The sequence below is a fragment of the Roseburia sp. genome (genome assembly GCF_041325975.1).
In the GTDB taxonomy this organism is placed as follows: domain Bacteria; phylum Bacillota; class Clostridia; order Lachnospirales; family Lachnospiraceae; genus Roseburia; species Roseburia rectibacter.
Genome location: NZ_JBGLEJ010000004.1, coordinates 1089346 through 1108158, shown reverse-complemented (window position 1 = coordinate 1108158; position 18813 = coordinate 1089346). Strand labels below are relative to the sequence as shown.

The window sequence follows — 18813 nt, the reverse complement described above, 5'->3', positions numbered from 1 at the left end:
GGCTATGAGAAGAAAGAAAAAGACGATTGAATGTATAGAGTATCTGTCAGTAAGTGCACCATTGGATAAAGTGGATCGCTTAGAGGACAAGCAGAGTAAATATATTCATGAGTATGTAAAAAATAAAGAATACATGATTGTTGGCACTGAACGCCGACATGGATTTTCACAGAATGATGTGGACAGACAGTGGCATCAGATTGTGGATAAGATTAGAAAAAAGCAGGTAGATGGTGTAATAGTCGCAAACATGAGTGTTATTACAGACAACCTTATTGATGCATTTATAAAAATAGCACAGGTTCAGGATGCAGGAGGAATTATTGTTACAGTAGATGATGGCAGACTGGCTATGCAGTTAAGGGGGTTTTAGGTTATGAATAAGAATAAAAAACGATATGACAAATATAAAAAATTTGACGTTGTATATGCAGACTTTGGTCGTAACCCACATGGAGTACAGGGCGGAATCAGACCTGGAATTGTGGTATCGTGTGATGCAAGTAATCATGGTGGTGCACCTCAGATTTCAGTTGTTCCATTATCATCAAAATTGAAAGATAATCCTGTGCATGTGATAGTTGAGCCTTCAGAAATAAGAGGGTATGCATTGAGCAATAGATCTGATTTTATGCCGGAGGATATTCAGACCTTGAATAAGGGCTGTGTTCGTTTTAAGTCGGGATATATTCCGGGAGAATCAGAGATTAGGGAAGCAATGGATAGAGCAATGATTATGCAGTTTAATCTGTTACCAGTAGCACGTAAGATGGTATTAGAGGAATTGGAGATGAAACAAAATGGATAGCAGAACAAGGAAAACAAATAATAAGAGATTTGTCAGATATCCAGAGGGTGCAGAGATGTACTCAATGAGTTTATCAAAGTTCCAGCAGTTAGCTAAGGATGCGAAAGCATGTTATAAGATGAATAGACTGGTGCTTGTGAACCTTGATATTCTTGATGAATATCTGGAGACATTTCATATAGAAGACGAGGAATTCTACAAATAAATTGAAAAGAATATGAAAGAGTATGCATTAATATACTTGACTTTATGTCCGACATAAAGTATACTATGTTCAGATGGAGGTGATATATTGGCAAAGATGGGACGACCAAAGGCTGAAAATCCTGCTGATAAGAGGATTACAATCAGACTGAATGGTGAAGAACATGAATTGCTGCTTGAATACACCAAAAATCATAACATGACTATGACGCAAGTAGTTAAAATGGCAGTGTTAGAGAAACTAATGGCTGACCAGAAGTAATGCAGGCTCTTTTCTTTTTGAGAAAGGAGAAAAGATGGCTTGTAGAAAAGATGGTAAAGGAAGAGTATTACGAAAAGGAGAGCATTATCGTAAAACTGATGGTAGGTATTCATATATTTATACTGATCCATTGGGAAAACAAAGGACGATATATGCGAAATCTCTTGTAACACTTAGGCAGAAAGAAGACGAACTTGTTCGTGACCAGATGGACGGGTTAAATGTATATGTTGCTGGAAGTGCAGATGTAAATTTTTTGTTTGATAGATATATTTCTACCAAGACGGAGTTGCGAAGCACTACAAAAGCAAATTACTTATATACATGGGAACATTTTATCAGGGATACTTTTGGAAAGAAAAAGATTAAGGATGTAAAGTATTCTGATGTCTTATTTTTCTATACGGATTTGATTACGAACAAAGGATTGCAGGTAAATACTTTGGAGAGTATCAATACTGTATTGCGACCTACATTTGAGCTGGCAGTACGAGATGATATAATAAGAAGAAATCCTGTAGATGGAGCTTATGCCGAGGTGAAAAAAAGAAATGGTGGTGCTAGAAAGAGTCGAAGAGCACTGACAGTAGAGCAGCAGAGAGAATTTATTGATTATGTTGCGAAGAATCCGTTTTTCTTCCATTGGTATCCGTTTTTTGTATTTCTGCTTGGAACTGGATGCAGAATCGGTGAGGCAATAGGCATCAGATGGGACGATGTTGATATGAAGAAACGAACAATCAATATTAACCATAGTCTTACTTATTACACAAGATCTGACAATTCATTCAAGTGTGAGTTTAGGGTTTCAGAACCTAAAACAGAAGCAGGAATAAGGACAATTCCAATGATGGGACCGGTGTATGAAGTGCTCAAGTCTGAATACCAGCGTCAGCAGGAAGAAGGTTTTTGTGTTGCAGAGGTTGATGGAATGACAAACTTTATATTTACTAATCGGTTTGGAAATCCACATAATCCGCAGGCAGTAAATCGTGCAATCAAGAGAATCGTTGATGCTCATAATGCCGAAGAAGAGGTAGAGGCAAAGAAAAAGAAGAGAGAACCTATAATGTTGCCCAGGTTTTCATGTCACATTTTTAGACACACATTTGCTTCAAGGTTTTGTGAGAACGAAACCAATGTAAAAGTTATTCAAGAAGTAATGGGACATGCTGATGTCAGCACAACCATGAACATTTATGCGGAGGCAAATCCAGAGGTTACTAGAGAGGCTTTGGAGAAACTTGCCAAGAACATGGATGTATTTTAGAAACAACGATATAATATAGAAAAGAGTCCTCTGATTTGAGGACTAGGCAATTGACCAAAAAAATTTAATATGACTAATATATGACCAAAAAAGACTGCAAATTTGGTTATTTTAGTACAGCTTGCTAAAGAAAATATTGTAATGATTTAAAGAAATGTAAATCATCTTACAGCTCTTTACAGCAGGAGCGAAAAAGCTCCCAACAATGAAGTCATTAGGCTCTGATAAGCAGGAAAATAAGGCATCTAAGAGCACTACAACCGAGAATTGCGACCAGATTGCGACCGTTGAGGAAAAGATTGATTTCTCAAATGTAAAAATTGAGCCATTGTTTGAGGAAACAGTTGATTTTGATACATTCTCAAAATCAGATTTTAGAGCAGTTAAGGTTAAGGAATGTGTAGCAGTACCAAAGAGCAAAAAATTATTACAGTTTACTCTTGATGATGGTACAGGTGTTGATAGAACAATCCTTTCTGGAATACATTCATATTATGAACCAGAAGAATTAGTTGGAAAAACATTGATTGCTATTACAAACCTTCCACCAAGAGCAATGATGGGAATTGAATCTTGTGGTATGTTACTTTCAGCAGTAAACAACCTTAAAGATTCGGAGGATGAAGAACTTCATCTTATTATGGTTGATAACCATATTCCTGCTGGGGCAAAACTCTACTAAAATTAGTTAGTGGTATTGTATAATGAATTAAATCCTATGACCAATTTACGAGAAAAGTTTATAAAGAGAGCACGTTCATAGAAGTTAATTGTGAAGCGGTTGAACTTATAAAAAGTTTGACCGCTTTCTTTCATTTTCTGGTACAATAGTTTTAGCACAATATAGAAAAGGATAGAGATATGAGAGAAAATAGTGGATTGACGGCGGCAAAGTCAGCAAAAAATGATGAATTTTATACGCAGTTTGTAGATATTCAAAAAGAAGTAAATGCGTATTTAGAATATAATCCAGATACATTTAGAGGGAAAACTGTATTGTTACCATGCGATGACCCAGAGTGGAGTAATTTTACAAAGTTTTTTGCTCAAAATTTTGAGATGCTAGGATTAAAAAAATTAATATCAACGAGTTATGCATCAGCAAGTAAGAAAATAGAATATCATCAAATAACGCTTTTTGAAATGAATAGTCCTCAATATGATGAAAAAAAGACAGATACACATGGAAAGATTTTTGTTTTGGAAAAGGATAGTGATGCTTCTGGAAGAATTGATATAAACGATTTAGAGTGGTCTTATTTAGAAGGGGATGGAGATTTTAGAAGCGAGGAAGTAAGAAAACTTCGTGATGAAGCAGATGTCATAATAACTAATCCACCATTTAGCATGTTTAGAGAATTTCTTTCATGGATTATTGAAGCAAATAAGAAATTTTTAATTATTGGAAATATTAATTGCATATTATACAAAGAAGTTTTTCCATACATTATGGATAATAAGATATGGCTCGGAAATGGTATGGGTCGTTGGATTTCTGGTTTTATTGTTCCAGATAATTATGAGTTATATGGAACAGAAGCGAGAATAGAAGATGGAAAAAGAATTGTTGCTACAAATAATTGTTTGTGGTTGACAAATCTTGACCATGGACGTAGGCATCAACCATTACAGCTTATGAGTATGGCTGATAATATTAAATATAGTAAGCACAAGCAAATTAAAGAAAATAAGTATCAAAAGTATGATAATTTTGATGCAATAGAAGTTCCGTTTACGGATGCGATACCGAATGATTATGAAGGAATTATGGGAGTGCCGATTACTTTTTTAGACAAGTATAATCCAGACCAATTTGAAATAGTAGGCGAATTTAATCATGGTAAAGATGGGGATTTTGATTTAGCAGTACCGACAATAGATGGAAAATTGGTTTATAAGCGTATTGCAATTCGCAGAAGGGAGAATGAATGAAAACAACATTAAGAACGGATATTACAGTTGAAGATATTTGCAAGGGATTTGTATATAACGATTACGAAGGAAAAGGATTGTTTGGATTGTCTGGTAAATTGACAATTCAACCAGAATATCAGAGAAATTACATCTATGCAGATGGTAAAAAGGATGTTGCAGTAATAGAATCATTATTAAAGGGCTATCCGCTTGGACTTATTTATTTTACAAAAGTAGGGGAAGATAAGTATGAGGTTCTTGACGGACAGCAAAGAATAACGAGTTTCGGAAGATTTGTGACAGGAAAATTTGCAATTAAAGATAGCAATGGTATGGAACAGTATTTTGGTGGACTTGCAGAAGATAAAAAACGCAAAATATTAGATTCTCTATTAACTATATATATTTGTGAAGGAGAGGAAAGCGAAATAAAAGAGTGGTTTGAAACAATTAATATTGCAGGAGTACCACTTAACGCACAAGAACTTTTAAATGCAATACACTCTGGAACATTTGTTACAAAGGCAAAAGAGGAATTTAGTAACAGTCAGAATGCAAATATACAAAAGTGGAGTGCATATATATCTGGTAGTGCAAATAGACAGGATTATTTACATACAGCTTTACAATGGGTTAGTAAAGGTAATATAAGCGGATATATGAGCCAACATAGATATGATGATAATATAACGGAACTAAAGACGTATTTTAATTCAGTTATAGATTGGGTATCAAGTGTTTTTCTTGATGTTGCTTCATCTATGGTCGGTCTTGATTGGGGAAGATTATATGAGACATATCACAGAAATGCATATAATCCGCAAGAGGTGTCAGAGAAAGTACAAGAATATCTTGCAGACTATTTTGTAAAAGACAAAAAGGGTATATATGAATATATTCTTGGTGGTTGCGTAGAAACAAAATTACTGAACATTCGTATTTTTGATGAGCCGACGAAAAAAAGTGTGTATGCACAACAGACAAGTGCAGTTAAGGGAACGGATAAATCAAATTGTCCGCTTTGTGCGTTAGGTTCTGACAATAACCATGGTCGTATCTGGAAGTTAAGTGAGATGGATGCAGACCATGTATCGGCATGGAGTAATGGCGGTGCAACAGATATTAGTAATTGTCAAATGCTTTGTAAAACACATAATAGAGCGAAAGGAAATCGTTAATGAAAGAGTTGATAACATGGATGAATAACAATAATGGATTTGTTATGGCAGTACTGACATTTGTATATGTTATTGCAACGATATTTATATGTATATTCAATGGAAAGTCTGCATCAGCTACAAGAAGGCAAACAGAAGAAGCTCAACGACAGTTTGAAGAAAGTAACAGAGCACATGTAATTCCTCGTTTTGTAACATTAGAGGGACAATTATATTGTTTGGCATTTCATAATATTGGAAAGACAATGGCGGAAAAATTAATAATAAATATTTCGGCAAAGTGGTTAGAGTGTTTAAGAAGCACAGAAAAAAATTCAAGTGTTGCAGATACATTGCAAAAATTAAAAGATATAGAAATATTTCTCCCTGCGGATGATAAATATGTTTACTCTATTTGCGTACCAGCGGACGGAACAGGCGATTATATGAAATTGTGTGAGAAACCGCTAATAATAGATATTCAGTATTATAGTAATGGCAAGATGTATAATGAACAATTTGAGTTACCGATGAAAGGTATAAACTGTATAATAAATACTTCTGATTATGTTCGTATGGAACAGAAAAAGAGCTATAGTCTTGATAAAATAGAAAAGCAGTTAGAAAAAATTGCAGGAAAGGATTAATGGAGAAAGCAGATGATTTGATTCATCTGCTTTTTTATGGTCAATATCAAATTAAAAGCCTGTTTCTTCAATACCTAAATTATCGGAAAGTGAGTTAAATGAAAAATCAGTATGTAGATTTTTCATTAAATATATAATAGCTAATTGATTCCTTGAGGATAGAGAAGAAAAAAGTTCTGGAGCACATAAGTTTGAAAAATGGCATGTAGCAATAATATTTTCGTCTATTTCAAGATAGTCTAAAACCATCTTGTATGGGATACAAGGATAGTCCCACATTTGTTGATTTCTGGAATAACTGGCGGTTCAAAGACCGTCAGTTCCCAGATGATTGTTAATCAAATACTGGATAACAATGTAGATATTTCCATCTGTGATTTCAAAGCAGGTGGAGATTGGGACAATATCGTACCAACATATGCGGAGTATACAGAATGTGATGACTTGTTAAGAAAGTTTTATAATTCTTTTGTTGATACTATTCGTAATAAAGGATATGACGAGAAGTATTTATTATTTGATGAATTTTCTAGTTATGCGTTGTCAAAAGATACAAAACAAATTAAAGAAATAATGTCTATGGTAAGTCACATAGCATTTATGGGGCGAAGTTTTGGTTATCATTTAATATTTATGGGAATGACAAAATTTCAAGAAGTGGCTAAGGATGCCAAGGCTTGTTATAAAATTGGTCAGCTTGTACTTGTTAATACAGAAATATTGGATAAGTATCTTGAAACTTTTCATATTACAGATTCTGAGTTTTATAAGTAGGTGATGTTATGGTAAATACATTGAGTGGTTCAGTTTGTGCCTATAGAAAAGAAATTGTAAAACCAAGATTTATTCGTATTGATGAGGTAATGGCTTTATTAGATGTAACACAAGATGAGGCAATGGATATAGCGTTGGCTGCTGGAGCAAGATATCAGCTTGCAAAGATTATATTAGTACATAAGGAAAGGTTGATGAAATTTATGAAACATTCTGCAAGAGTTCCTAGTTCAAATAAAATTGTGGAAAAGAAGTTTGTGAGAATCGGAGAGGGTTCAATGACTTACAGCATAGGACATCATAGATTTATCGAAATGGCTAGAGCAGCTGGAGCTGTATATAAGATAGGCGAAGCAAAAGGAAATACTATTCTGATTAATCTGGAGGTGTTTGATGAATATATGGAGCAATTCAGAGAACCGCCAACAGAAATGAAACATCCATTGCCAAATGTGAAAGGAGACTGATGAATGAGTTACTCATATAAGTGCTATTCAGATACAAAGGATTTTATGAAAAAATTTGTCAATGCAGAGGAAGGAGCGATTATTTACGGGATAAGTAAATCGAGAATCATAGTAATTGCGAGAGAGGCAGGAACAGTCTATAAAGTCGGTAATTCAGCATTAATCAATACGGAATTATTTGAAAAATATCTTGAACGATTCAGAGAGCCGGCAAGAGAACTGCCTAAGCATACATGGAACAAATTAAAGGAAATGACAAATACACCAAAAACTGATGAAAATTCGTAAAAATACACCAGTGGTGTCACTTCCGTAAAATTAAAGTGCATTGTAGAATATCAATTGTCCAAGAGAGATTGGACATAACAATTGAATAATTAGTTACAGATTTGCAAAGTAGTTTGCACTACAGAATTTCTGTAGGTAGTAAAATTACGGGGCATGGTTTATTCCATACGAGAATAAAAATAGAGTAGACGAATTATTTAGCAATCTTCATCAAATCTTTATTTTTTTCTGTTAGGTTATATTTCAGTAAGAAATGAAATATAGAAGGAGTGTCATGCTTTGCGTACCTGTCTGGAATGGAGATAAGGTATCTTATCTTTCTGTTCCGCTTGGTTATCGTATGTGGCAGAAAAAAGAATCCAAACTGGAACTGGCAGCATCCATGATCCGGCAGGTTATGCCTGAATTTCACAGCAGGGATCATGTCATCATCCTGTGCGACAGCTGGTATACAAAACAGAACCTGGTATCAATCGTTGATGAATATCCAAACCTGGATCTGATCGGTAATGCAAGGATTGATTCTGTCATGTATGATCCTGCACCTGCACGTACCGGTCGGCGGGGACGTCCTGCCAAACATGGAAAACAGCTTTCTGTTGAGACAGATTTTACATTATCCAATAAAAAGATCGGGGATTATTATACCGGTGTCCGTCGGGTTCTGACTAAGATCTTCGGCGACAGAGAAGTTCTTGCCTATGTCACTGTCACTGAAAAAGAACATGGTACAAAACGACTGTTTTTCAGTACCGTTTTCCCGGAAGATCTGCAGATTTTCTGCGCATGGCAGGAAAAAGCTCCATTAAACCAGACTGGAAGTGATCGGATGAAATACATACCGCTACTTTTGTACTCATTTCGCTGGAATATTGAAACAAGCTACTATGAGCAGAAAACGTTCTGGTCTTTTTGCAACTATATGGTGCGAAGCTGCAAAGGGATTGAAATGCTGGTCAATTTGATCAATATCAGTTACTGTGCCATGAAGATTCTGCCTTATCAGAACGAACATTTTTCTGAATACCGCACAAAAAGTGTGCAGGAGTTTCGGTTTGAATTAAGTCAGGGCATTCGCAGCCAGATATTTTTTGCCACTTTCGTGAAAAATATCGAAACACATATAAAATCAAATGCTATGACAAAGGCTTTAAAACAGCTGATTTGTCAGCAAGTCTATCATTTATAAATTTGTAAACTGGTGATTGACACATATAACACCTTACAATATAATAAAAGCAAATATATAGCTTATAAAGGAAGTTCCTTAATGACGAAAAAAATAACCGCAATATTCTTGGCATTGTGCATGGCAATTTCCGTTTTGCCGATGACCATTCAGGCGGCATCAAAGCCCGATATTAAAGTTGGCGACTATGTTAAAATGGGCGCGTATAACAATGCCTCAATTCTTTGGCGATGTGTAAGCATTGACAATAACGGACCGCTTATGCTTGCAGACAAAATTGTTGACACCCTTGCATATGATGCCAAAACAAATGACAACAGCAATTCAAAATCACACAGCAGAAGCTATAAGCGTGATGATTACGGTTCTAACTATTGGAAAGACAGCAATATGCGTTCTTGGTTAAATTCGACCGCAGCTGAAGGCAAAGTCGATTGGCTTTGCGGCAACCCTCCGAAAGACGGATATGTAAGCGGTGTGGGAGCGTACAACGAAAAAGCGGGTTTTCTCAACGCTTTTTCAAAATCTGAAATTGCGGCAATGAAAACCGTTACCCAGCGTTCTCTCGTTTCTCATCCCGAATACAACAAGGGCATAGTTGATGGAGACGCAAATTCGGATTTGTTATACTACACCGATATCTCGGAAGCGGTGGCAAACTACGACAGTTCATATTTTGAAACTACAACCGAAAAGGTTTTTCTTCTTGATGTAAAGCAGGCTAATGCCGTGTGGAAAAATCTCAAAGGTTATTATGTTGCGTATAATAATGACGGTATGGCTTGGCCTTATTGGCTTCGCACTCCTGTTACCGATTGCAATCACGATATGCGTTATATCAGTTCATCGGGTCAGGTCGGTCGTTATGCTCCGTGGTATTCCGATTTGGGTGTAAGACCTGCATTTTATCTCGATTCCGAATATTTTGTTACAACTTCCGGCAGCGGCTCACAAAGCAGTCCTTATATCGGCTCTGCTCCAAATAAGCAAGAGGATGATTATACAATTTCGGAACCTGCCGAGGACGCAAATCCCGATTGGAATGTCAGCACCGAGCAAAGCATTCAGCTCACCCTCGGCCCGTGGTATTCAAATGACGGAAAATATTCTAATCCTACCATCCCTGTTTATACCATCCAAAAAACACGTAGCGACACGGAAAATATGGTTGTTGTCGTTTGCGGCGAGGGATACACAAAAAGTCAGCAGGGCAAATTCATCAATGATGTCAAACGACTTTGGCAGGACGCTATGAAATATGAACCGTATCGCAGTTATGCCGACAGATTCAATGTTTACGCTCTTTGCACAGCTTCCGAATCGACTTTTGACAATGGTGGAAGCACCTTCTTTGATGTTATAGTCGACAAATATAATTCGCCTGTTATTTCTAATAATCTCCACGGAAGTCAGTGGAAAAATCATATTTTTGAGAGATGTATCGGTCCTGAATTTATCGAGAAAATTCACGATGCTCATATCAAAAAAAAGTGTGATCCAAACACAATTCCGTCCGGTTCGGAATATGAGCCTTATTATTATGTTCACGATTATATTGCTCAGTTCGCTATGGTTGTAAACACAAAATCAGATTTCGGCGGTGCTTATAATAACCGTGAATACGGCTTCCATTATTTCATTTCGCCATCAGACAGTTATCGTGCGTCAAAAACTTTTGCACACGAGTTTGGACACGGTTTGCTCGGTCTCGGTGATGAATACAGTGACGGATATTTGCTTGACGATAAGGAACTTAAATCACTCAATCTTTCCTCGGTTGAAGACCCGGAAAAGATAAAATGGCGACAGCTTTTAGGTTTTAGAAACACATATACCTGCCGCAATGCTTACGGCTCAAAAATGCTTGTTTCAAGTTATGAGTGCATAATGAGAGACACAAACTATCAATTCTGTGAGGTTTGCCGTTTGCAGGGCTTCAAGCGAATGTCTCAGCTTGTTAAGGATGTAGACCTTTATGTTGCAACTCCCGAGGTTAAGGAATATACGGGCGCTTATTCAAAGCCGTCTGATTTTACCGACCTTGAAACAAGTTCATATTATAATTACACATATAATCGCAATGACCGACTTTTGAGCGGCAACAGCAAAAGCAGATTTAATACTAATATGAACGGTAAAAAAATCGAGCTTAGAACTGTTATTCAAAACATTTCAGATAAAAATGCACGACAATTAAAATTCAAAATGTGGATTAAGCACTCCGACGGAAGCGTTGCGACCGATTCATCGGGGAATCCGCTTCAAACAGTACAAACCTTTGACATTCCTGTTTGGAATGATAAGGCGAATTTCTGGCCGCTCGGTGCTTTGGATCACATCAAAAGCGACTTTAATTCAGGCTTAAAGAGTTGCTCGCTTATTTATCAAATTCCGTCTGATGCACAGCTTAAGAGCGGCGATACCGTGGCATTTCAGGTGCTCGATGAAAACGGAAATGTGCTTGCAGACGACAATACGGAAACACAGCGCTACACAACCGTTTCAATTCAGTATAAATTTGAGGACGGCTCTGAAATTCCAAACACTGCCGGCGGAACATTTACCGTGCCATACGGCACAAAGCTTGATTTAACACCGGCAAAAACACTTTATGATTATGAATTTATAAAGGTTGACGGCTTGAATAAGCCTATTGTTTCGGACGGAACGGTTGTTACATATTATTACAAAAATAAAAACGAAGAACACACTCACAATCTGACTTTGGTTGCTGCGAAAGCTGCCACCTGCACTACTGCGGGCAATTCCGCATACTACACCTGCGATGGCTGTGACAAGTGGTTCGCAGATGCAACAGGATCGGTAGAAATTACCGATAAAACCAGTGTGAAGATTCCGGCTCCCGGACATACCGCAGGCACAGAATGGAAGTCTGATGATACTAACCACTGGCATGAATGTTCTCGTTGCCACGACAAAAAGGACGAAGCGGCTCACGATTACGGTTCTGACAATGTTTGCGACACCTGCGGATATTACAAAACTGTACCGCACACTCACAATCTGACTTTGGTTGCTGCGAAAGCTGCCACCTGCACAGAGGGCGGTAAGGAAGCATACTACAAGTGCGAAGGTTGTGGCAAGTTCTATGAAGATGTACTCGGTACAAAGGAAATAACCGACCTTGCATCTTGGGGCAATATTGCTAAGATTGCCCACACCACAAAGCAAACCGTAACAAAGGCATCAAGCATAAAGCTTAAAGCAACATCATTAACATATAACGGAAAGGTTAGAACACCTAAGGTTATTGTTAAGGACAGAACAGGAAAGACACTTGTTAAGAATACTGACTATACTGTGTCTTATGCAAAAGGCAGAAAGTATGTTGGCAAGTACGCAGTAAAGATTACCTTTAAGGGTAAATACAGCGGAACAAAGACGCTTTATTTCACAATCAAGCCAAAGGCAACAAGTATTTCCTCACTTAAAGCAGGTTCAAAGAAGTTTACAGTAAAGTGGAAGAAGCAGGCTACACAGACAACAGGCTATCAGGTACAGTACAGTGCCTCAAGTAAATTCAGCAAGGCTAAGACCGTAACAGTAGGCAAGAATACAACAGTATCAAAGAAAATTTCAAAGCTTTCGGGCAAGAAAAAGTATTATGTAAGAGTTCGCACCTATAAGACAGTTAAGATTAACGGCAAATCCATAAGGATTTATTCAGGCTGGTCAAAAGCTAAGGCTGTTACAACAAAGAAATAAAAACTATACCGTAACCTTTGATTCTGCCGGTGGCTCTGCAGTAACGACTCAGACTATCGAAGAAGGTCAGAAGGCAACCAAACCTGCCGCTCCTACCAAGTCTGACGATACCACCAAGCCTTCGGATGATGTTCAGAATCCGCAGACCGGCGACAACAGTATGAGTGGCTGTGGATCGCTCTGCTGTTCGTCAGCGGCTTCGGAGTTGTGACAACTACTGTTTATACTAAAAAAGAAAATCTGTGAAATAACAGATAGCTAACCATTTAAGGATGGCGGTAGCGGAGCTTCCGCTGCCGCCTTTTCCTTACGAAAAGGATTTCTTCGGAAGTCCCTTTCCGAAAGGCGGCAAAAAAAGCGCTTTGCCGATTTTCGGAAAGAAATCGAACAAGGAGAAATCAAATGGACGAACAAGAAAAAGAAATTGAAGAAATACTCAGAACATTTGACAAAGCACCTTCGCCTTCGTCAGAGAATAGTGTTCAAAATCAAGCATAGCAAAACAATAAGCAGCCTCGGCAAATTTCCCAAAAACCAACTGACACCGAACGGATTGCCCGCACATCAAATCAAACAGAATACAAAAGACAAGCTCAGTCAAGCAAAGGCAGGTATCTCTCCCCTACACGCAAAACCGCAATAAAGCGAAGAAAAAGGCAAAGAGCTGTGATTGTTTCGTTATTAGCACTCCTTTTTGTTGTTCTGATTATTGTGCTGATTTGTAAAGGCTGCTCCGGCAGAACAGATGCGCTTGCCGGCAAATGGGATTTTGATGGGACTACTGCCTATGAATTTGACGGCAAAGGCAGCGGTGCAATGCTCCTCACCCTTGCAGATTATGATTTTACCTATGAAATCAAGGACAATCAGCTATATATCGACTTTGTGAACGAATCGGCACATGACGCAACCTATGAGTTTAGTGTCAAAGGCGATACCCTCATCCTCATCGGCGGCGAAGGAACAATCGGCGGCACTTATGAGCTGACTAAGGTGCATGATAAAAAAGCAGACAAATAAGGACGGTGTTACGCTATTAAAAAGGTATGGAAAATCCTGATTTTATCTGTATGTATAACTGTTTTTTCTTTATCTGCATATCACATTTATGATTATTGGAAAGAAACACAGGACAGTCAAAGACAGAATGATGTGCTGATTGATAAAGCGGTAGAAACCGCACCACAAACACAGCAAACGGAGAATGGACAAACAGAATCTGCGATAAAGCCTGTTTCTGAAACTGCACTAATTACGGTAGACTTTGAGCGTTTGCAGGAAGAAAACAAGGACATTATTGCTTGGCTCTATTGCCCGGATACCGAAATCAACTATCCGGTAGTACAGAGCAAGGATAACGAGTATTATCTTCGCCGACTGCTTGACGGTACTTGGAATATAGCGGGAACGCTTTTTATGGATTACCGAAACGCCGCCGATTGTTCTGATCTGCATACCATTATCTACGGTCATAATATGAAAAACAACACGATGTTCGGCTCTCTGCCTAAATACAGTAAGCAGGAATATTACGAAGAACATTCTGTTTTGTATCTGCTCACACCAAAGCAGAATTATAAAGTGAAGCTGATCGCCGGATATGTTACACCGTCAGATTCAAAGGTGTATGAATTTGAGAAAACGAAAGAGGAACGCAGCGGACTGCTGAAAACAGCGCTGGATAATTCCTTGTTTACCTCCGGGACAACTGTATCCGATGAGGACAGACTGCTTACACTGTCTACCTGTTCCTATGAATATGACAATGCTCGTTTTGTACTGATGGGTATTTTAAAAGAAATCGGGTGAAATTTACTGTAATTTGCGGTGAGTCTGTTCGAGAAAGGATAAATGTATGGAAGCAAAACCAAGAATACTATATCTACTGAAAATCTTGTTGGAGCGTACTGATGAAGAACACCCGCTTTCTACAACGCAGCTCATCGGGATTTTGAATGAGGAATATGGGATTTCTGCTCACAGGACAACCATAACGAAGGATATAGCAGCTCTTTTGGAATATGGACTGGATATTGTAACCATTCATTCGACGCAAAGCAAGTATTTTGTAGCCAGCCGAAAGTTTGAACTGCCGGAGCTGAAACTGCTGATAGATGCAGTAGAGTCATCGAAGTTCATTACAAAGAAGAAAAGCGAAACGCTGATTGAGAAGATACATACGATGACCAGTCCGGGGCAGGTGGCAAAGTTGAAGCGTAATAACTATGTGGTCAATCGCATTAAGCCGGATAATGAGCAGATATATTATATCATTGACGCTATAAACGATGCCATCAACGCAGGTAAACAGATTTCTTTCCAGTATTACGATTATACCGGATTAAAGAAAAAGGTTCTGAAGAACAAGGGCGAAGTGTATAAGCTCAGTCCGTATAAACTTCTCTGGTGTGGGGACTATTATTATGTTCTCGGATATTCAGAGAAGAAAAGCAAAGTTATCAATTTCAGGGTAGACCGTATTGCTTCCAAGCCGGAGATATTGGATAAGGACATTATTCCTATGCCTGATGATTTTGATATTGAGAATTACACAAAGGAAGTTTTCTTTATGTTCTCAGGCGAAAAAGTCCTTGTGGATTTACGGTGTGATAACAGCCTGATGAAAACAATGGTTGACCGTTTCGGAGAAGATGTGACAACCCTTGCGTATGATATGACGTCTTTCAGAGTACAGACCGAAGTATCAGCCAGTCTAACCTTTTTCGGTTGGGTGTTTGGCTTTAATGGCAAGGTACAGATACTTGCACCGGAAAACTTGAAAGAGCAATACAGACAAATGCTTACAAAAGCTACTGAAGATATGAAAGAGAATGAATAGTGCAGATTTGCATTTATGTAGATGGTCTGCATAAAGCGTAAAGTCAATATTAAAGAATGGAGAGGTGTTAGCAAATTGCGACACCTCTTTTCTTTTGCGAAAAACCTACTTGAAAATTTCTTCGTATCATGTATAATAAAACTATCGAAAGCAAACTGCTTCCGATAGAAAAGAAAGCGAGGTGCAGGTATGAGAAGCAAGAGTCCTGAACTTATGAGTGAGATAAAAAAGTACATCGAGGATTATTACCTGCAAAACAGACAATCCCCATCGACTACAAAGATTGCTGAAGCGGTTGGTATTGCCAGAGGTACAGCATATAAATACTTGGTAGAGATGGCTGAGAAGAATATGATTGAGTATGACGGGCAGGAGATTCGTACCAATGTGACCCGTAAGTATAGTGGCGAACAGACACAGACACCGATTGTAGGTTCTATTCCTTGTGGCAGTCCTCAGTATGAGGAAGAAAATATTGAAGAATATGTATCACTTCCTACTGCCATTTTCGGCAAAGGAGATTTCTTCATATTAAGAGCAAGCGGTCAGTCTATGATTGAAGCAGGGATTGATGACGGCGACCTTGTGGTTGTTAAAAAGCAGGTAGAAGCCAATGATGGCGATATAGTAGTTGCCCTTGTGGATAATCAGAATACATTGAAACGCTACTTCCGAGATGATGAGAATAAGAAAATCATTCTCCACCCGGAAAATAAGAAGATGAAAGACATCATTGTAGATGAGTGCTGCATTCAGGGTGTGGCTTGTCACATCATCAAAGAACTATAACAGAGGACAGACGAATGAGAACACTTGAAGGAATTCGCTATCTAATCAATTTGGATAGTGCGGAAATACAACAGAACTTTGCCGGAGGAGTTGCACCGCCGGACAAGGTGGAGTCGGAGATGGACACAACTTGAGTATTTATATGTCAAGAGCCGAGTTGGAAGAAATCAGCGAAGGCTTGATAACAGCTTATGCTAATAAGTTTAGCAATCGAGTGATTCAATCCATCGACATAGAACATTTCATTACAGAATTTCTTATGTTACGAATTGAATACGCTTCTTTCGCAGAAGATGATGCAGGCAGGATTGGCTTTCTGGCAGATGGAGCAACACCACTGTTGGTACATCAGGACGGAAAAATTATTCCCTTTGTTTTCCCGAAAGATACCATCGTACTTGATAAATTTCTTCTTGCTGAAAAGGAGCAGGGACGTCGCAGATTTACAATGGCACACGAAGCGTCACATCATATCTTACATCTATTTTACATCATTTGCCCGCAAAGTGACTCAAAGTAGAGCAAAAATATGAAGTATGGGGGATAATTGGAATATGGAGAATTTAATAGTATTAACACCAGCTTGGTCGAGTATGAAAGAACCACAAAAAGGGTCCCGACAATGAAGTCATTAGACTCTGACAAGAAGTCTTCTAAGACTTCCGAAGCAGCTCCTGCAGCAAGTGAGCCGACAACAAGTGTGTCCGCAGAGAGCGTACAGCTTGATCTTTCAAAAGTAAAAATTGAGCCTCTTTTTGAGGAATTTGTAGATTTTGATACATTTGCAAAATCTGATTTCAGAGTCGTAAAGATTGAAGCCTGCGAAGCAGTGCCAAAGTCAAAGAAGCTTCTCAAGTTCACATTAAATGATGGAACTGACAAGAAACGCACGATTTTAAGCGGTATTCATGAGTACTATGAGCCGGAACAGCTCGTTGGAAAGACATGTGTAGCAATCACAAACCTTCCTACCAGAATGATGATGGGAATCCCATCAGAAGGAATGCTGATTTCAGCAGTGTACGAGTATGACGGACACGAAGGACTGAATCTGCTTATGTTAGATGACGCAATTCCTGCTGGAGCTAAGCTGTATTAAGAGAATTAAATTCATCTAAATGGATAGGTTACAATTAACTGGACAGATTTTTTAAGGTCATATAATCTATAATAAATACACGAAGGAGCACTCTTTATGACCGAACAAAAACAACGACGAAAACCTCGCAAATATACAGATGAATTTAAACAGCAACTGGTGGAACTATATCGTTCCGGCAAACGCAGATGTGATATCTGCCGTGAATATGACATTGCTACTTCCCTGTTTGACAAGTGGGTAAAGCAGGCATCCAATTCCGGTTCTTTCCATGAAAAAGATAACCGGACTCCGGAGCAGGAAGAACTGATCCGGCTTCGGAAAGAAAACCAGCAGTTAAGAATGGAAAATGATATTTTAAAACAAGCGGCGCTGATCTTAGGACGAAAGTAAATGTGATTAAAGCAAATGCCCACAAATACTCTGTATCAGCAATGTGCCGCGTCCTACAGGTAAACAGAAGCACCTATTATTATGAAGCAGCAGCAAAAAAAGATGAATCAGAACTCACTGCAGACATTCAGGAAATTTTTAGAAAAAGCCGGAACTATTATGGTACACGAAAGATCAAGAAAGAATTGGCTGATTGCGGGAAACAGGTATCAAGACGCAGGATTGGACGGATTATGAAACAGGAAGGTCTGGTTTCAAGCTATACTACAGCACAGTTTAAACCGCAAAAAGACAGATGTAATGAATCAAAAGTAGAGAATGTGTTGAACCGACAATTTCAAAACCAGCCATACCGCAATGTAGTGGTAAGTGATTTGACCTACGTAAGGGTAGGAAATCGCTGGAATTATATTTGTGTACTGATTGATCTTTTTAACAGGGAGATTATTGGATACAGTGCAGGAGAACATAAAACAGCAGAACTTGTAAAACAGGCATTTATGAAAGTAGACGGAAATCTGTCGGAAATCCATATTTTCCACACAGACCGTGGAAATGAATTTAAAAACGAGACAATTGAAGAACTGTTAGAAACGTTCCATATGGAACGCTCCCTGAGCCATAAGGGATGTCCTTATGACAATGCAGTGGCAGAAGCTACGTTCAAGATTATAAAAACAGAATTTGTATGGAATGAAACATTCCATACGCAGGAAGAACTGAAGATAAAACTATGGGATTATGTAAACTGGTATAATCATCACCGCATACATTCTTCCTTAGGGTATCAAACGCCTGTACAATATCGGAAAAATAACCTAAAAAAATTTGTCTGAAAAAGTGTTGACAATCCAAAATTTGATTGGTCAAGGTCATTTGACCAAGTTTTGACCAAAAAAACTTATAGTCAAATAAAGGTCAATACACGTTAGTACAGATTGCTTAGTCTGAAAAATTAAAGATTGTATTACTTAGAGGACATTTTCT

General features: G+C 38.2%; 20 protein-coding genes and 2 pseudogenes. All 22 read left to right on the top strand.

Features of this window, described 5'->3' with window-relative positions; translation table 11 throughout:
* Positions 1 to 4 precede the first annotated feature (4 nt).
* Positions 5 to 373, top strand: coding sequence for a recombinase family protein (locus tag ACDD58_RS08575; RefSeq protein WP_117477962.1), 369 nt, complete (start codon positions 5 to 7; stop codon positions 371 to 373).
* Positions 374 to 376: 3 nt separating this feature from the next.
* Positions 377 to 808 carry a type II toxin-antitoxin system PemK/MazF family toxin gene (locus ACDD58_RS08570; protein WP_117477963.1) on the top strand — a complete coding sequence of 144 codons (432 nt, stop codon included), beginning with the start codon at positions 377 to 379 and terminating at the stop codon, positions 806 to 808.
* Complete coding sequence (locus tag ACDD58_RS08565) at positions 801 to 1013, top strand: DUF6462 family protein (RefSeq protein WP_117477964.1); 213 nt, start codon at positions 801 to 803, stop codon at positions 1011 to 1013. The genes ACDD58_RS08570 and ACDD58_RS08565 overlap by 8 nt, the downstream gene beginning before the upstream one ends.
* 96 nt (positions 1014 to 1109) lie before the next feature.
* Complete coding sequence (locus ACDD58_RS08560) at positions 1110 to 1274, top strand: DUF6290 family protein (RefSeq protein ID WP_227081569.1); 165 nt, start codon at positions 1110 to 1112, stop codon at positions 1272 to 1274.
* A gap of 34 nt (positions 1275 to 1308) precedes the next feature.
* Positions 1309 to 2544 (top strand): site-specific integrase, encoded by a 1236-nt coding sequence (locus ACDD58_RS08555; protein WP_117613589.1) that lies wholly within the window; start codon positions 1309 to 1311, stop codon positions 2542 to 2544.
* Positions 2545 to 2749: 205 nt separating this feature from the next.
* A complete protein-coding gene (locus ACDD58_RS08550) occupies positions 2750 to 3226 on the top strand; it encodes a methionine--tRNA ligase subunit beta (protein ID WP_330418383.1) in 477 nt (158 codons plus the stop codon).
* A 179-nt stretch (positions 3227 to 3405) separates the two neighbouring features.
* Complete coding sequence (locus ACDD58_RS08545) at positions 3406 to 4476, top strand: adenine-specific methyltransferase EcoRI family protein (RefSeq protein WP_117920269.1); 1071 nt, start codon at positions 3406 to 3408, stop codon at positions 4474 to 4476.
* Positions 4473 to 5636, top strand: a complete 1164-nt coding sequence (locus ACDD58_RS08540; RefSeq protein ID WP_370776944.1) for an HNH endonuclease family protein — start codon at positions 4473 to 4475, stop codon at positions 5634 to 5636. Before ACDD58_RS08545 ends, ACDD58_RS08540 begins: the two co-directional genes overlap by 4 nt.
* Complete coding sequence (locus tag ACDD58_RS08535) at positions 5636 to 6262, top strand: hypothetical protein (protein WP_117920265.1); 627 nt, start codon at positions 5636 to 5638, stop codon at positions 6260 to 6262. Before ACDD58_RS08540 ends, ACDD58_RS08535 begins: the two co-directional genes overlap by 1 nt.
* 279 nt (positions 6263 to 6541) lie before the next feature.
* Positions 6542 to 7036 (top strand): DUF6462 family protein, encoded by a 495-nt coding sequence (locus ACDD58_RS08530; protein ID WP_370776941.1) that lies wholly within the window; start codon positions 6542 to 6544, stop codon positions 7034 to 7036.
* An 8-nt stretch (positions 7037 to 7044) separates the two neighbouring features.
* Entirely contained in the window at positions 7045 to 7503 is a 459-nt protein-coding gene (locus tag ACDD58_RS08525; protein WP_117920263.1) for a DUF6462 family protein, read from the top strand.
* Between the two features lie 3 nt (positions 7504 to 7506).
* Positions 7507 to 7791 carry a DUF6462 family protein gene (locus ACDD58_RS08520; RefSeq protein WP_173022899.1) on the top strand — a complete coding sequence of 95 codons (285 nt, stop codon included), beginning with the start codon at positions 7507 to 7509 and terminating at the stop codon, positions 7789 to 7791.
* 268 nt (positions 7792 to 8059) lie between these two features.
* Positions 8060 to 8980: pseudogene (locus ACDD58_RS08515) on the top strand (transposase); the annotation flags it as partial.
* Positions 8981 to 9061: 81 nt separating this feature from the next.
* Positions 9062 to 12706, top strand: coding sequence for a M64 family metallopeptidase (locus tag ACDD58_RS08510; protein ID WP_070103150.1), 3645 nt, complete (start codon positions 9062 to 9064; stop codon positions 12704 to 12706).
* The gene (locus ACDD58_RS08505) at positions 12663 to 12917 is read left to right on the top strand and encodes an InlB B-repeat-containing protein (protein WP_082241386.1); all 255 of its coding nucleotides are present in this window, start codon (positions 12663 to 12665) and stop codon (positions 12915 to 12917) included. Before ACDD58_RS08510 ends, ACDD58_RS08505 begins: the two co-directional genes overlap by 44 nt.
* 455 nt (positions 12918 to 13372) lie before the next feature.
* A complete protein-coding gene (locus tag ACDD58_RS08500; protein ID WP_199536191.1) occupies positions 13373 to 13726 on the top strand; it encodes a DUF5640 domain-containing protein in 354 nt (117 codons plus the stop codon).
* A gap of 15 nt (positions 13727 to 13741) precedes the next feature.
* On the top strand, positions 13742 to 14515 hold the full coding sequence (gene srtB, locus ACDD58_RS08495) for a class B sortase (protein WP_117920259.1): 774 nt from the start codon (positions 13742 to 13744) through the stop codon (positions 14513 to 14515).
* Positions 14516 to 14561: 46 nt separating this feature from the next.
* The gene (locus ACDD58_RS08490) at positions 14562 to 15545 is read left to right on the top strand and encodes a YafY family protein (protein WP_117920257.1); all 984 of its coding nucleotides are present in this window, start codon (positions 14562 to 14564) and stop codon (positions 15543 to 15545) included.
* Between the two features lie 189 nt (positions 15546 to 15734).
* Complete coding sequence (gene lexA / locus ACDD58_RS08485) at positions 15735 to 16334, top strand: transcriptional repressor LexA (protein ID WP_008118564.1); 600 nt, start codon at positions 15735 to 15737, stop codon at positions 16332 to 16334.
* A 130-nt stretch (positions 16335 to 16464) separates the two neighbouring features.
* Positions 16465 to 16854 carry a hypothetical protein gene (locus tag ACDD58_RS08480; RefSeq protein WP_243006771.1) on the top strand — a complete coding sequence of 130 codons (390 nt, stop codon included), beginning with the start codon at positions 16465 to 16467 and terminating at the stop codon, positions 16852 to 16854.
* A 204-nt stretch (positions 16855 to 17058) separates the two neighbouring features.
* Positions 17059 to 17433: pseudogene (locus ACDD58_RS08475) on the top strand (lysine--tRNA ligase); the annotation flags it as partial.
* 96 nt (positions 17434 to 17529) lie between these two features.
* Positions 17530 to 18662 (top strand): IS3 family transposase gene (locus ACDD58_RS08470; RefSeq protein WP_117920255.1). Its coding sequence is split into 2 segments (ribosomal slippage): positions 17530 to 17797 and positions 17797 to 18662, totalling 1134 coding nucleotides; the frame shifts between segments, so codons are not numbered across the junction.
* Positions 18663 to 18813: the final 151 nt, after the last annotated feature.